The sequence below is a fragment of the Paenibacillus sp. Z3-2 genome (assembly GCF_054161325.1).
Genome location: NZ_CP096397.1, coordinates 4,282,671 through 4,296,820, shown reverse-complemented (window position 1 = coordinate 4,296,820; position 14,150 = coordinate 4,282,671). Strand labels below are relative to the sequence as shown.

The 14,150-nt window shown below is 48.5% G+C and carries 12 protein-coding genes; 11 read left to right on the top strand and 1 reads right to left on the bottom strand.

Annotated elements, in window-relative coordinates; all coding sequences use genetic code 11:
- Positions 1–9 precede the first annotated feature (9 nt).
- The 4 genes from M1D71_RS19165 (at position 10) to M1D71_RS19150 (ending at position 4,658) form a co-directional block, all read left to right on the top strand.
- Entirely contained in the window at positions 10–1,410 is a 1,401-nt protein-coding gene (locus M1D71_RS19165) for a glycosyltransferase family 2 protein (protein ID WP_458123246.1), read from the top strand.
- 64 nt (positions 1,411–1,474) lie between these two features.
- Positions 1,475–2,278: a response regulator transcription factor gene (locus M1D71_RS19160; protein WP_458123245.1), complete on the top strand. Its 804-nt coding sequence runs from the start codon at positions 1,475–1,477 to the stop codon at positions 2,276–2,278.
- A gap of 80 nt (positions 2,279–2,358) precedes the next feature.
- Entirely contained in the window at positions 2,359–3,726 is a 1,368-nt protein-coding gene (locus M1D71_RS19155; RefSeq protein WP_458123244.1) for a nucleotide sugar dehydrogenase, read from the top strand.
- An 8-nt stretch (positions 3,727–3,734) separates the two neighbouring features.
- Complete coding sequence (locus tag M1D71_RS19150) at positions 3,735–4,658, top strand: hypothetical protein (protein ID WP_458123243.1); 924 nt, start codon at positions 3,735–3,737, stop codon at positions 4,656–4,658.
- A 176-nt stretch (positions 4,659–4,834) separates the two neighbouring features.
- On the opposite strand, the gene M1D71_RS19145 is transcribed toward M1D71_RS19150, so the two are convergent.
- Positions 4,835–5,707: an AraC family transcriptional regulator gene (locus tag M1D71_RS19145; RefSeq protein WP_458123242.1), complete on the bottom strand. Its 873-nt coding sequence runs from the start codon at positions 5,705–5,707 to the stop codon at positions 4,835–4,837.
- 463 nt (positions 5,708–6,170) lie between these two features.
- Between M1D71_RS19145 and M1D71_RS19140 the strand changes: the two genes are divergently transcribed.
- From M1D71_RS19140 to M1D71_RS19110, 7 genes are all read left to right on the top strand, one after another.
- The gene (locus M1D71_RS19140) at positions 6,171–7,355 is read left to right on the top strand and encodes an LLM class flavin-dependent oxidoreductase (RefSeq protein WP_458127298.1); all 1,185 of its coding nucleotides are present in this window, start codon (positions 6,171–6,173) and stop codon (positions 7,353–7,355) included.
- 215 nt (positions 7,356–7,570) lie between these two features.
- On the top strand, positions 7,571–8,845 hold the full coding sequence (locus M1D71_RS19135; RefSeq protein WP_458123241.1) for an ABC transporter substrate-binding protein: 1,275 nt from the start codon (positions 7,571–7,573) through the stop codon (positions 8,843–8,845).
- Positions 8,846–8,848: 3 nt separating this feature from the next.
- Complete coding sequence (locus M1D71_RS19130; protein WP_458123240.1) at positions 8,849–9,721, top strand: carbohydrate ABC transporter permease; 873 nt, start codon at positions 8,849–8,851, stop codon at positions 9,719–9,721.
- A 49-nt stretch (positions 9,722–9,770) separates the two neighbouring features.
- A complete protein-coding gene (locus M1D71_RS19125; protein ID WP_458123239.1) occupies positions 9,771–10,586 on the top strand; it encodes a carbohydrate ABC transporter permease in 816 nt (271 codons plus the stop codon).
- Positions 10,587–10,699: 113 nt separating this feature from the next.
- A complete protein-coding gene (locus M1D71_RS19120; protein WP_458123238.1) occupies positions 10,700–11,917 on the top strand; it encodes an MFS transporter in 1,218 nt (405 codons plus the stop codon).
- A 471-nt stretch (positions 11,918–12,388) separates the two neighbouring features.
- Complete coding sequence (locus M1D71_RS19115) at positions 12,389–13,015, top strand: cell wall hydrolase (RefSeq protein WP_458127297.1); 627 nt, start codon at positions 12,389–12,391, stop codon at positions 13,013–13,015.
- A gap of 340 nt (positions 13,016–13,355) precedes the next feature.
- Positions 13,356–14,147 (top strand): hypothetical protein, encoded by a 792-nt coding sequence (locus M1D71_RS19110; protein ID WP_458123237.1) that lies wholly within the window; start codon positions 13,356–13,358, stop codon positions 14,145–14,147.
- The last annotated feature ends 3 nt before the right edge of the window (positions 14,148–14,150 follow it).

The window sequence follows — 14,150 nt, the reverse complement described above, 5'->3', positions numbered from 1 at the left end:
ATCTACGGCATGGTCGCAATCTACTATGTTGTTTTCGTCAATACGCTCTACTTTTCCATTCTGGCGTTATCATTCCGTAACATCTGGACGATCTTCCGGCGGTCGCATTATTCCAAATACAATACATTGTCAGGCTCGGAACTGGTGCCTTCGGTTTCCCTGCTGGTACCAGCGTACAACGAGGAACTGACGATTATTGAAAATGTGAACTGCCTGATGACGCTGAATTATCCAACGTATGAAGTCATCGTCGTGAATGATGGCTCCAGTGATGCTACGCTGAAGATCCTGTTGGAAGAATATCGCCTGAAGCCGGTACCCGATACGAAGATTCGGGGCAAAATTGCTTGCCAGAAAATTCGCGGGATCTATCATAACCCGGAGTTCCCGGATCTGTATGTCATTGACAAGGAAAATGGCGGGAAGGCCGATTCCCTCAATGCAGGAATCAACCTGTCCCATTATCCGCTGATCTCTTCGATTGATGCCGATTCGTTGCTGGAGAAGGATGCCCTGATCCGCATGGCACGCATGTACATGGAGAATCCGGAAGAGACGGTAGCAATCGGTGGAGATGTAAGGATCGCCAATGGCTGCAAAATTGAAAACGGGGCAGTGCAAGATGTATCGCTGCCGCGCAAGATCTGGCCCATGTTCCAGTCGATCGAATATCTCAAAGCCTTCCTGGGCGGACGGATTGGCTGGAGTCACATGAACGGTCTGATTATCGTCTCCGGTGCCTTCGGCATGTTCCGTAAGGACGCTGTTATCGCCGTAGGTGGATATCGGGATGGTTATCCTGGGGAAGACATGAACATTATCATCAAGCTTCACCGTTACATGCTGGAAAACAAATTGAAGTACCGCGTCGCCTTCTGTCCTGAGGCCGTATGCTGGACGCAGGCACCGGATTCTTACCGGATCTTGTCCAGTCAGCGCAAGCGTTGGGGCCGCGGGAATCTGAAGAACATGATCGAGAATCGTGGCATGTTGTTCAATCCGAAATATAAGGTTATGGGTATGGTTACCATGCCATATAACGTTATTTTTGAAGCGCTGAACCCGTATTTCCGGATTACCGGACTTCTGGCACTCGCCGGATATGTACTTCTGGATATGACCCAGTGGCCGGTCCTGGTTCTGTTCGGACTGCTGAACTTCGTGAGTGGTTACCTGCTGAGTGTAGGCGCACTTGTCCTGGAAGAGATTGCTTTCAAGCGATATAACAAGCTCTCCGATCTGGTCAAAATGCTGGTCTACTCCGCGCTGAAGTTCATCGGGTACCATCAGCTGGGCGTACTGTGGAGATTGCAGGGACATGTGCAGTTCATGCAAAACAACAATTCATGGGGTACCATGACACGCCAGAGCTGGTCCGAGGATGAAAAGAAAACAAGCGAAGCCGCTTGAGTATAGAGATCATGGCACTAAAGCAACAACAGATAGATAATCGAGGAGAAGGGTGGAAAAGAACATGCCAAATACGGCGACATTGCAGCGTGAGGCTGCCGTTAATGTGTACCGAAGTGTAGAACAGGGATTGAAGGAAATGGGTGCCGAAACATGCGGCTTAATGTTCATCCATTGTGCAGGACATGCCCAACCTGAGCAGCAGGTCAGGACACTTCTGGAGCAGACGAGCGAGTCTGCTTTCCAGGTGTGGAAGGATGGGGCCACTCAGGCGATTGCTGTCCTGCTGCCAGGATTGTCACTGGATGAAGTTCACTATGAAGGGCTTCGGATTAAACATGAACTGCAAGAGACCGTTCCCGGTGCCGATCCACAGATTACACTGGCCAGTTTCCCGGAGGGGGAGCGCCCTTCGAAGGCAACCATTCAGCATATGGCTGAATTCTCGAAGCTTATAGATTCATCGGAGATTCATATCTACACGCTGGACACGACGGCGGACGAGCCGGAACGTATTTTGATTGTGGACAACGATCCGACGGTACGCGAATTCCTGCAGTTGCGACTGAAGATGCAAGGATACGAAACCTATGAAGCTGTCGATGGACTGGCTGCACTGGAGTTGATTGAGAAAGTCACACCTGATCTAGTGCTCACCGAACTGAATCTATATGGCATCGACGGTCTGCCGTTCATACATCATATCCAGAATCTGGAGATGGAGCAGCCACCCAAAATCGTAGTATTGACCGAGCAACGTGTCGAGCAGACGATCAGTCAGTGCTTCCGCAGCGGAGTGGATGATTACATGACCAAACCGTTCTCACCTGTAGAACTGGATGCCCGAATTAGACGCTGCCTTCATTAGAAGACAGCTTAGAGCAGTAGCCAACCATCTATTTACATGGATTTTAAGCACCACCAAATACATTGTCCGGAGGGAATATCATGGAGAATCAACAATTCCACACATTACTGAATGCAATTGAAAATAAAGAAGCTGTACTCGGCGTCGTCGGGCTCGGTTACGTAGGACTTCCACTTGCCGTGGAAATGGTCAATCAAGGTTTCACGGTAATCGGAATTGATCTGGATGCGTCCAAAGTTGAGAGTATCTATCAAGGAGATTCCTATATTCACGATATTTCGTCTGATGAATTGAAACAAGTAATGCAAAGCGGCCGTTTCCAGCCAACGACGGATTACAGCATGCTGCGTGTGATCGACGCACTCAGTATCTGCGTACCTACACCGCTCAGTGAGAATCAGGACCCGGATACGTCTTACATCGAGACCGTTGTGGATCAGATCAAACTGCATATGAAACCAGGTATGCTGATTACACTGGAGAGCACTACTTATCCAGGTACAACCGAAGAACTGATTCAGCAGAAGCTGGACAAGATCGGACATGAAGCGGGTAAAGACTACTTCCTCTGCTTCTCGCCTGAACGTGTGGACCCGTCGAACGGACGCTTCACGACATATAATACTCCGAAAGTAATCGGGGGCACGACCGAAGCTTGCTTGAAGCTCGGAACAGCACTGTATAGCAAGTATGTTGAAACCGTAGTGCCGGTATCTTCGCCGAAAGTGGCTGAGATGTCCAAATTGCTGGAGAACACATTCCGCAGCGTGAACATTGCCTTTGTGAATGAAATGGCGATGATGTGCGACCGCATGGGCATTGATATCTGGGAAGTTATTGACGCGGCGGCGACGAAACCATTTGGTTTCATGCCATTCTATCCAGGCCCAGGCATCGGTGGACACTGCATTCCGCTGGATCCAATGTATCTGTCATGGAAGGCCAAAGGCTTCCGTTTCTATAGCAAATTCATTGAGCTGGCGCAATCCACCAATGACAACATGCCATATTATGTGTTGAACAAAACATCAACGATTCTGAACGAATACGCTAAATCCGTACGTAAATCCAATATTCTGCTACTCGGCATGTCGTACAAACCAAATATTGCCGATCTGCGTGAATCACCAGGACTGGAAGTATATGAACTGTTCAAGGAAAGTGGAGCCAACGTCGGCTACTACGATCCACACGCGGATTCCTTCCAGGACAAGCATGGGGAGACCGTACACAGCGAAGTGTTCAATCTGGAGCAGTTCAAGAAGTACGATTGCATCGTGCTGATCACCAACCACAGCGATTTGCCTTACTTTGATATTGCCGAGATGGGTGTACCGATTCTAGATACACGTAATGCATTCCGTTCATACACACATCCGCATATCTACAAGATTGGTCACTCGGTACAGCATCCTGTGCTTGAGCCAAGTGAAGCGTTGCTCGTCTGAGGAAATATATGAGGCAACGGGGCAAGCTGGTAGGTATGGCGAAATGGGCCATTCTGGCTGTGGTGTTGTGCCTGCTGCTTCTGTCCTGGATGTTCAAATGGTTCAAGGCGGAGGAACACAAAGCGACCTGGCTGTGGGACGCGTCCATTATTGCAGAGCAGACGCCGGAGATTATCGCCTTTTCCAAAGAACAGGGTGTGGATACCATCTTCCTGCAAATCCAGGATGAGGTGCCTGATGCAACATATCGCAAATTCATTGCGGCTGCCCGGCAGGCTGAGATTGAAGTGCATGGACTTAACGGTCATGCAGACTGGGCCTATGAGGAGAAACGGGATGAAGGGCTTGCTTTTATTGAGCGAGTACGAGCATACAATGAAGCTTCCGCGAAGAATGAACGCTTCCAAGGCATTCAACTGGATGTGGAGCCTTATCAGCTGAAGCGCTGGGAGAATGAGGAGAGCAGCGTCATTGCAGAGTGGCAGAACAACATGAAGTCCTGGACAAATGCAGGAGAGGATGCCGGACTGTATATGAGCGCTGCCATTCCGTTCTGGCTTGATGCCCGTCAGTCGGCTGAAGGGGATGGTACATTCAGTCGCTGGGTGATCTCCCACTTCGATGCGGTGGCAATTATGGCTTACCGGGACAGTGGGCGGCAGATGTATGATCTGTCCAAGGAAGAACTGGACGAAGCGGATGAGCTCGGGAAGAAAGTCTGGATCGGAGCGGAACTCGCGGACACACATGAGGGGGATCACCTGACCTTTTTCCGTAAACCGGTTAGCAATATGAATGAGGAAATGGCGAAGGTGTTCGATCTGGGTTCCTCTCATTCTTCTTTTGCAGGTGTAGCTGTGCATCATTATGAAGCATGGTATGCAAAGGAGAACGGTATTCCACTTGCGCGCAAGGATGAGAAGAAGGAATAGCGTTAGGTCGACGAAAAAGGCTCGGGGTTTCTGGCACGTGCGTAAAAGACTATAATATAGAAAGAAGGCAAGTCCCGGGTTGAAGGGGCTTGCCTTTTTTGGTGCTGGATTAAGTAATGGATTCTGCAGCACGCACGAGATATGGATCATAGGCTGGGGAGCGAAAGGCCGCTCCTTTACTCTTTAGTACTCTCCGCTGTACGATAGCGATTGGGAGGCAGACCGACGTGCTTTTTAAATGCTTTGGAGAAGGAAAACAAGTCCGGGTAACCTACGGAATGAGCCACCTCTGTTAAGCTTAGCGGCGTCTGCACGAGCAGGCGTTTGGCCTGATTCATTTTCAGCTGCTGGATATATTGCACAGGGGAGACACCATAGGCTTTGCGGAATTGTTTGGCGAAATGGGTTCGATCCACACCAGCATGAGCGGACACACCTTCCACGGAGATGCCGCCTGCAAAATGAATGTCCATGTAATCCTTGCCTTTCTGAAGCCAGGGCGTGGTTGAATCCGGTTGCAATTCTTTGGTTGCAGGGGAACGGGCTATCCGGTCAAAGAGATTCAAAAACCGGGTGAGTCGTCCCAGATCGCTCGCTCCATCCTGAGGTTTGCGAACATCCTCCATGAATGCGCGCATGGCGCTTGCAGTCTCGGGGGTCAGTACACCTGAACGGTACGGTGAGTCGGGTGTAAGTCCAATTCGAGACAGCAGTTCGGCTGCATGTGCACCGTCAAAGGCAATAAATATTTTCTGCAACGTGTTCTCTGGATCAGTCCAGTACTCATGGGGAACATGTGGAAACAGACAGAATGCATCCCTGGCTCGAAGGGCATGACGCTGTCCGTTTTGTATGAATGTCCCTTCCCCCTCCAGTACAAACAGCAAATAATAATAAGGCGTAGTACGCGGGCCAATATGATAGTTGGTCTTGGCTATATTACGGCCAATGCGAATCGGCCAGGCGCCACCAGCTTTCTCGAATTCAGATGGCGTGAAGAAAATAAGTTCCAAAAACTCATGGTGGTCCTCCTTCATGCTCTCGGTCATCAGGAACACCTCTTTAATATCAAGTATCGTTTATATAATCTAAAAGTTTCGCTTATAACCCATTATACAGGTGGGTTTTATATATATTCAAGATCAGGAAGACCTAAATCTGAGAAAAGACCACAAAATGACAAAATAAAATTGCCGCGAAATGACATTGCTCACAGACAAATCAATTGTTATGATGTCCATACCTATTAAACCAAGTTAATTAATCGGCATTTGAGTTTGGTTATGCCTAATAAATCAATTTAAAGAATGACACGACAACGGAGGGGACAGAAAGTACCTGAAGAAGCGAAGCGTGCGCCTTTGTCACCGGATTTCCCCATGTAAGGGGAATGAGAAGAAATCTGGGGACAAGAGTGCTCGAAAGGTTTTCTGTAACCGAAGTGCTTGAGTGAAACATTTTTAGAGCAATTTATCATAGAAGGGATTGACTTTTGTGAGCGAACAGGAAGAAATGAAGTTTGGATGGTTTTTGCCAACAGCAGGGGATGGTAAGTATGTAGGGGTTGCCCCGGAGCGGGAGCCGAGTCTGGATTATCTGGTCGATGTGGCACAGACGGCGGAGAAGGCAGGATTCGAATTTGTACTGATTCCGACAGGGGGAGCCTGTCTGGACGCATGGGTGGTCGGCTCGGCTGTGATGAGTCACACGAAGACATTGCGTCCCCTTGTCGCCATTCGCCCAGGTTTGGTTACACCGGTACTGGCTGCACGCATGGGAGCGGCACTGGATCAGCTCTCTGGCGGTCGCGCCATGATCAATGTGGTGACAGGTAGTTCTGTTCGAGATCTGGAGGAACTCGGCGATCCACTGGCACATGCGCATGATGAGCGGTATGTGCGGGCGAGCGAGTATATGGAAGTGATGAAGCGTTCATGGACCCAATCGACGGGACTGAATCTGACGGAGTTTGCCGGAAGCGGTTCGAACTCTAGCGCAGATGCACCCAGCGATCCCAATCCTGAATTCAACGGCCAGTATTACAACTTCAAAGGACCGGTAGGCATGCCGGAGACGGTGCAAAACCCGCATCCACCATTCTATCTGGGAGGAAGTTCACCGATTGCCAAAAAGGTCGCCGTTGAACATGCGGATACGTTCCTGATGTGGGGCGAGCCTTATGACTGGATTCAGGAGCAGATCGAAGAGATTGAGGTCATTCGCCAGCAAGTGAAAGAGGAAACGGGACAAGATCGTCAGCTGCGTTACGGCATGCGTGCCCAGGTGCTCATTCGGGATACCGAGGAAGAAGCATGGGCAGCAGCGTGGGAGATTATTAGCCAAGTACCACCAGAAGCCATTGAGAAAGCCAAAGCCGCTTTTGCGGAGACGGACGCAACCAACCAACGCAGACAGAACGAGCTACGGGAACTGTCCGAGAAGCAGCAGTTTGTTGTAGGGCCCAACCTGTGGACGGGCTTGTCCGTTGTGCGTTCCGGCGGTGCGATCCTCATTGTAGGTACAGCCGAACAGGTCGCTGAACGCTTGATGGAATATGGAGATCTGGGTGTAACGACGTTCATTCTGTCCGGTTACCCGCATCTGGAAGAAGCCGAAATCTTCGGCCGCACGGTTATGCCGATCATTCGCGAGCAATGGAAAACAAGACAGAAACAGCACTCAGTTACTACCAACTAAGTAAGTTGAACTAATCTTTTTATACGAAAACGGAGAGGACAGAAATAACGTGAAGAAGCGAAGCGTTCGCCTTTATCCCCGGATTTTTCCTTTTATAAAAAGGAATCAAATAAATCTGGGGATAACAGCGATCGGAAGGTTATTCTGTCATCGGAGTGGTCAGTATAAACATTCTTTAGTTAAAATATCAAGCATCCTCAGGAGGTCACCTTTTCATGAAAAAAAATAAAAAATTAATCCTGCCTCTCGTCAGTATGCTGGTTATGTCCATCCTGCTGTCAGCTTGCGGCGGTGGGGATAACGCGTCATCCGGAGAGAACGGCTCCTCCGGTTCAGGCAAAGTGACCCTCAGCTTCATGCACTGGCGTGGAGAAGATGTGGAAGCACTGAATAAGAGCATTGACGCATTTGAGACAGCAAATCCGAACATCAAAGTGGAGATGCAGACGCTACCCTCCGATCAATACCAATCCACCGTTCAATCCAAAATTAGTGACGGTTCGGTAGGGGATGTATTTGCATCCTTCCCGGGTGCACAGTTCGAAGCTTTCACCAAAGCTGGCTTGTTCACGGATCTGACCGGATCATCGTTCCTGTCGGCTTACAATTCGAAGCTGATTGAATCAGGACAGCACGATGGCAAACAATATGCGATTCCGTACCAACTCGTATATAACGATCCAATCTATAATGTGAAATTGTTTGAACAATACGGCTTGACGCCGCCAACCGATTGGGAAGGCTTCCTGGCACTTTGCCAGAAGCTGAAAGACAATGGCATCATTCCGATTGCCTTTGCCGGAGCGGATATTGGTCCAGGGCAATTCATGAATACAATGGTGATGAACAATGCACCGAGTGACGACATTTTTACCAAAGTAGAAGCTGGTGAAGCGAAACTGACGGATGAGTTCTGGGTGAAAACATTGACGCAATTTAAGGAACTGAACGATAAAGGTTACTTCCAGCAGGATGCATTGGGTACGAAGGACCCTGCGGCTGGCGCACTGTTTATTCAAGAGAAAGCAGCAATGCTGGCAAGTGGATCATATCAATTGGCTCAGAACAAGCAGCAGAATCCGAACTTGGAGCAAAAACTGCTTGCACCGATTACCGTAAATGCAGATCAAGCGAAGTATGAAGGGGTTCATACGACCACATTCATGCTCGCGGTGAACAGCAAGTCAAAACATCCGGAAGAAGCGAAGAAGTTCATCGAATTCTTGAGCAATCCGGAAGTGGCTGGCGAATACGCCAACCAAACGGGACAGAATGTAACGGTAAATGATGTGAAGTATGATACACCTGAGCTTCAGGTAGCGGGAGATTGGGCAAGCAAAAAGACTGTGTTCCAGCCACGGTTCACCATCCTGAACGGAGACAATCAAAAAGCAGTAACCAACTCCATTCAGGCCGTGCTGAGCGGCACTTCTCCAGAAGAAGCAGCACAGCAGGCACAAGCGATCATTGATCAGCATATCGGGAAATAAACGATGAAAAACCGTCTTCAGCTATCCCTGTTTCTGATCCCTGGGTTGCTGCTGTACATTGGATTGTTCGTATTTCCTACATTGACGGGGCTGTTCTACTCCTTTACGGATTGGGACGGGGTATCCCCGTCGTATGCATTTGTAGGGCTGGATAATTACAAGGACAGTCTCAGCAGCATCGTATTCCGCAAAGCCTTCGGCAACAACGTGGAATTCATGTTAACGGTTGTTATTGCACAAACCTTTATTTCACTTGTCCTGGCTCTGCTCCTGGTACGTAATACCAAGACACGCATTGTGCTTCGGGCATTGTATTTCCTGCCTGCGATTCTGTCCTCCGTATCGGTCGGATTGATCTGGGCATTCATGTATGATCCATCTATCGGATTGATCAACTATGGACTAAATGAAGCGGGGATGAACAGCATCGCCCGTAACTGGATTGGTGATCCGAAGATCGCTATCTATTCCATCGCTGCGGTGCAAGTCTGGGCCCATGCTGGGCAGATGATGATCGTATTCATTGCAGGTCTGCAAGGCATTCCGGCAGAACTGTATGAAGCGGCTCGTATGGACGGCGGCAGCAAATGGCAGGTATTCCGTACCGTGACTTGGCCGCTGCTGGCACCTTCGGCAACGATTGTTGTGGCTTATACGACCATTCAGTCGTTCAAGGCATTTGACCTCATTTTCACAATGACGGACGGAGGCCCGAATTACGCAACTGAAATTTTGACAACATATATCTATCATACCGCCTTTGGCAGCTATTCATTTGGTCTGGCTTCTGCCGGTTCCATGATCTTCCTGGTGTTGCTCGCGCTCTTGACGTTATTGCAGTTCAAGGCACTACGCGCTGACCGGGTAAGCTATTGAGGTTGATGTTGGAGCATTCATCCTGCAACCGAGGCAGAAGGGAGTTCACATGTTCTTAAAATGGTTCAATCGCCTGATCCTATTAGTGTATGCACTGCTGATCATGGTGCCGCTGTACTTTGTATTTGTATCTTCGTTCAAAACAAGCAGCAACTTCTTTACCAGTCCGTTCAGTTGGCCGGACCCGTTTACGTGGGATAACATTACTGGCATGTTCCGTAATCAGCCGATGTGGCAATATTTCGGGAACAGTCTTATTGTGACGCTCGGTACGGTTGCAATTGAGTTATTGCTGAGCAGCATGATTGCTTACGCTATTGTCCGCTGGGGCGGCAGTGTAGGTAAAATCGTGTTTGCTCTGTTCGTAGCCGGTCTAATCGTTCCTTCCCAAGTGAGTATGCTACCGATCTATTCCCTCACCCGTACGCTCGGGTGGTCGGACAGTCTAACAGGACTGATTGTCGTTTCCGCCGCTATGCTGATGCCTGTCTCTGTATTTATGTTGACAGGCTTCATGCGCATGCTCAATTCGGAGATTTTGGAAGCGGGCAGTATGGATGGAGCAAGCGAATGGAGGCTCTATACCCGGATTGCACTGCCACTGGCTGCACCGTCGCTGGCGGCAACGGCTACGTTCCTGCTCGTCATGGTCTGGAATGACTTGCTTATTCCGATGCTGATGCTCAGCAGTAAGTCCAAGCTAACGTTACCGCTCGCGCTAATGCAGTTCCGCGGAGAATACGTGACGAACTATCCGATGATGCTTACGGGTGTGCTGGTAACGGCTATTCCGATGATCGCGCTGTTCCTTATACTCCAGCGTTACTTTGTAGCAGGTCTGACAGCGGGTTCACTCAAGGGGTGAGATATCGCAGAAATCGGAAGGAAAAGCTTATTTTGCATTGATTTCTGGAGCATTCTGCATAATAATGATTTAGTGTCAGAATGACTACATAGAGATCAAGGGAGCTATAAGTGATGAGCAAACTGGAAGTATTGCGGAATCCCAAGCAGCGCAAGCTGCTGTTCAGTGCCGGCATGAGCTGGCTGTTTGATGCGATGGAAGTCGGTATGATCTCCTTTATCGTGGCTGCACTCGCCAAGGAATGGAGTCTCAGTCCCGGACAAGTCGGCGTGCTTACGAGTATTAACTCCATCGGTATGGCGCTAGGTGCTTTGCTTGCAGGTGCACTTGCGGACCGTTTTGGACGGAAGGCCATACTGATGTGGACCTTGCTAATCTTCACGATTGCAAGCGGTCTATCTGCACTTGCGACTGGGTTCGCCGTATTGTGTGCACTACGTTTGGTCGCGGGTATCGGACTCGGCGGAGAGCTGCCCGTGGCATCCACGCTGGTATCGGAGTCGATGCCTACAGCGGAACGGGGACGTGCCGTTGTGTTATTGGAAAGTTTCTGGGCTGGGGGCTGGATTGTATCAGCACTCATTGCCAACTTTGTCATCCCGGAGTACGGATGGAGAATTGCCTTTGCCATAGGAGCGCTTCCGGCGTTCTACGCACTGTATCTGCGTCGTGCCATTCAGGACCCACCGCGGTATAAGAATCATACCAAGCTTCATAAAATTACGTTCCGCGAGAAAGTGGCTACCGTCTGGTCCGCACCACATCGCCGTACAACGTTGATGCTCTGGATTTTGTGGTTTACCGTCATTTTCTCTTATTATGGGATGTTCCTGTGGTTACCTTCGGTTGTGATGGCGAAAGGATTTACGTTGGTTAAAAGCTTCCAGTACGTGCTGATCATGACGATCGCACAGTTGCCAGGGTACTTCACCGCGGCGTACTTCATTGAACGTTACGGTCGCAAGTTCGTACTTGTTGTGTATCTTACTTTGACTGCATTCAGTGCGATTGCGTTCGGACTGGCAACAACGGAAGCGACGATCCTGACCGCAGGGATCTGTCTTTCATTCTTCAATCTGGGAGCTTGGGGTGGCCTGTACGCCTACAGCCCGGAATTGTACCCGACATCTCTTCGTTCGACAGGTGTTGGTCTAGCTACATCGGTTGGCCGGATCGGTGGCGTACTTGCCCCATTAATGGTCGGTATGTTGGTTCAGCGCGAAGTGGCAATTAGCCTGATTTTCACGATTTTCTTCGTGACAATCCTCATTGGCGCAGCCGCTGTGCTGTTCTGGGGCCGGGAAACAAAGGGTCAGGAACTAGCTGAGTAATTGTCATTATATTCAAGCGCAACTTTTGTACGGGTCTGCCAGCCTACGGAAATGCCGGGTTGGACAAGCGGTATTTGGTTGATAGAAGAAGGGGTATGACCATGGTGTGACCATGGGCTCATGCCTCTTTTTGCCATGTTCAGCGTCGTTTTTTCACTGCGTCATCGGTCCGATAGACTTCATTTTTTCTATATCCTATAATGACACTCGGGATGTAGGGCCGTGAGGATTCAGGGGAAAGAAGTGGAATCTGGATTCAGAAAAGTGGAGGTTAATGGAATGATGAAGAACAATATTGGAATGGATCGAACGAATGAAATGAATGGAAAGAATATGATAACTGAATTAGATAGCACGAATGAGGGGCTGGATCTGTTAGCGATTGCTGGCAACATGGAACCTATCACCGTCAGTCGGAAAGTCACTCATGGGAAGGGAAGAACGGCTGGCAAAAGAGCAGGGCGGGTCAGTATGCTCCTCGGTGCCTACGCATTGACTCTGGGATTGACCGTGGTAGCTCCTTCTGCAGGAGCACAGAAGCTGGAACAGGGCGTTCGTAGCGAGCATGTGCTGCAATTGCAGGAGCAATTAAGCGATCTGGGCTACTTCGACGCCGGAATGACTGGATATTATGGGTCGATTACCAAAGGTGCTGTCCGTGAGTTCCAACAGGCTCAGGGACTAAGTGCAGATGGCGTGGCAGGTCCTGCGACGCTCAACAGGCTGAACAAAAAGGCCAAAGCAGAAGGCGAAACGTTACGCCAGTTGGCGAAGCTGATCCATGGTGAGGCGCGCGGAGAATCTTTTGAAGGGCAGGTCGCTGTAGGAGCGGTTGTGTTGAATCGGGTACATTCGAGTGAATTCCCGTCGTCGATTTCGAAGGTTATTTTCCAGAAAGGGCAGTTCACGGCTATAGACGATGGCCAGTTTAATACCAAGCCAACCCAGACCTCTTACAGGGCTGCTCGCAAAGCTTTAAATGGCGCTGATCCGACGAACGGAGCGCTCTATTATTACAATCCGAAGATTGCCACTTCGGTGTGGAGCAAGAGCAGGCCAACGCTGCTGACCATTGGGCAGCATGATTTTACACGTTGAGTTAGGTTTGAGGAATTAGAGCAATAGTAGTCTAATATAACAATGAACCCCGGCTGTATGCTGTTGATTTGCAGATAAGCTACCGGGGTTTATGTAATCATGTGCAATTGCTGCATCACGATTCTATCCAAACCTAGAGATACAGGAACATTTGATTACAATGGAAAATATAATTGCTAAAAACTGTACCTATAATTTTTAGAAAAAACAATATTTTACATACTTACACCCATTATATTACATATTACGGTTTTAAAATACATATAATTCTATTAGTATTGATAGTGAAAATTGAACTGGCCAGTGATGTTTTCAATACTACTTATCGGGAGATGAGAAATTGTTTAAAAAATATATTCCTTCAAAAATTATATTATGTTTAACGTTGATGTTTGCGCTTCCTTACCAGATTGCGGGGGCGGATTCGGTTAATGGAAATAAGTTGGATCAAATCGTTTCTCTACATGAGAATGGTTTAACGAGAGAAGAATTACAAGAGACCATTTTGGAAATTTCACAACAACAAGGAGTAAGTCAGGAAAAAATAACAAATCAAATTCTCCAAGAGTTACAAGTTAAACAACTTGAGCAGACACAGGAGCCCTTAAGAACAGCTAAATCAACTAAAGACAAAGTGCAGGTAACAGAGCCTGATGTAATCAACCCGTTTTCTGATAGTGGTAGTGATGGAAATTATCAGCTTAATGAAAGTCGTAAAGGTACTTTTTTTTACCAACCAGCATCCACACTTGGTTTACCACACGGGCATATAGGAATGTATTATACAAAAACTACAATTATTGAAGCTGCTAACCCTAACGATGGTGTGAGAAGTGCTTCAGTAGCAAACCGCAAAGTATCATCTGGGTCCAGAATCATGTCAACCACGGTAACAACTATCACCAAAGATGAGGCTGCGGCAAACTGGGCATATGGAAAGAAAGGAAACAGTTACAATAATAACTTTGTATCAAATCGTTCTTGCGATGGTTCCAAGTTTAATTGCTCTCAGTTAGTATGGTGTGCTTTTAAACAGGCAGCTAACATTGATCTTGATAAAGATGGAGGATGGGGAGTATATCCGGTAGATATACGTGATCACAAAAATGTATACGATATTAAGGTCTACTAAACG

Coding starts and splice junctions, on each gene's coding strand:
- M1D71_RS19120 (WP_458123238.1), top strand. CDS start 10,700: ATGAGCAAACTGGAAGTATTGCGGAATCCCAAGCAGCGCAAGCTGCTG.
- M1D71_RS19165 (WP_458123246.1), top strand. CDS start 10: ATGGTCGCAATCTACTATGTTGTTTTCGTCAATACGCTCTACTTTTCC.
- M1D71_RS19140 (WP_458127298.1), top strand. CDS start 6,171: ATGAAGTTTGGATGGTTTTTGCCAACAGCAGGGGATGGTAAGTATGTA.
- M1D71_RS19145 (WP_458123242.1), bottom strand. CDS start 5,707: ATGACCGAGAGCATGAAGGAGGACCACCATGAGTTTTTGGAACTTATT.
- M1D71_RS19125 (WP_458123239.1), top strand. CDS start 9,771: ATGTTCTTAAAATGGTTCAATCGCCTGATCCTATTAGTGTATGCACTG.
- M1D71_RS19135 (WP_458123241.1), top strand. CDS start 7,571: ATGAAAAAAAATAAAAAATTAATCCTGCCTCTCGTCAGTATGCTGGTT.
- M1D71_RS19150 (WP_458123243.1), top strand. CDS start 3,735: ATGAGGCAACGGGGCAAGCTGGTAGGTATGGCGAAATGGGCCATTCTG.
- M1D71_RS19130 (WP_458123240.1), top strand. CDS start 8,849: ATGAAAAACCGTCTTCAGCTATCCCTGTTTCTGATCCCTGGGTTGCTG.
- M1D71_RS19155 (WP_458123244.1), top strand. CDS start 2,359: ATGGAGAATCAACAATTCCACACATTACTGAATGCAATTGAAAATAAA.
- M1D71_RS19160 (WP_458123245.1), top strand. CDS start 1,475: ATGCCAAATACGGCGACATTGCAGCGTGAGGCTGCCGTTAATGTGTAC.
- M1D71_RS19115 (WP_458127297.1), top strand. CDS start 12,389: ATGCTCCTCGGTGCCTACGCATTGACTCTGGGATTGACCGTGGTAGCT.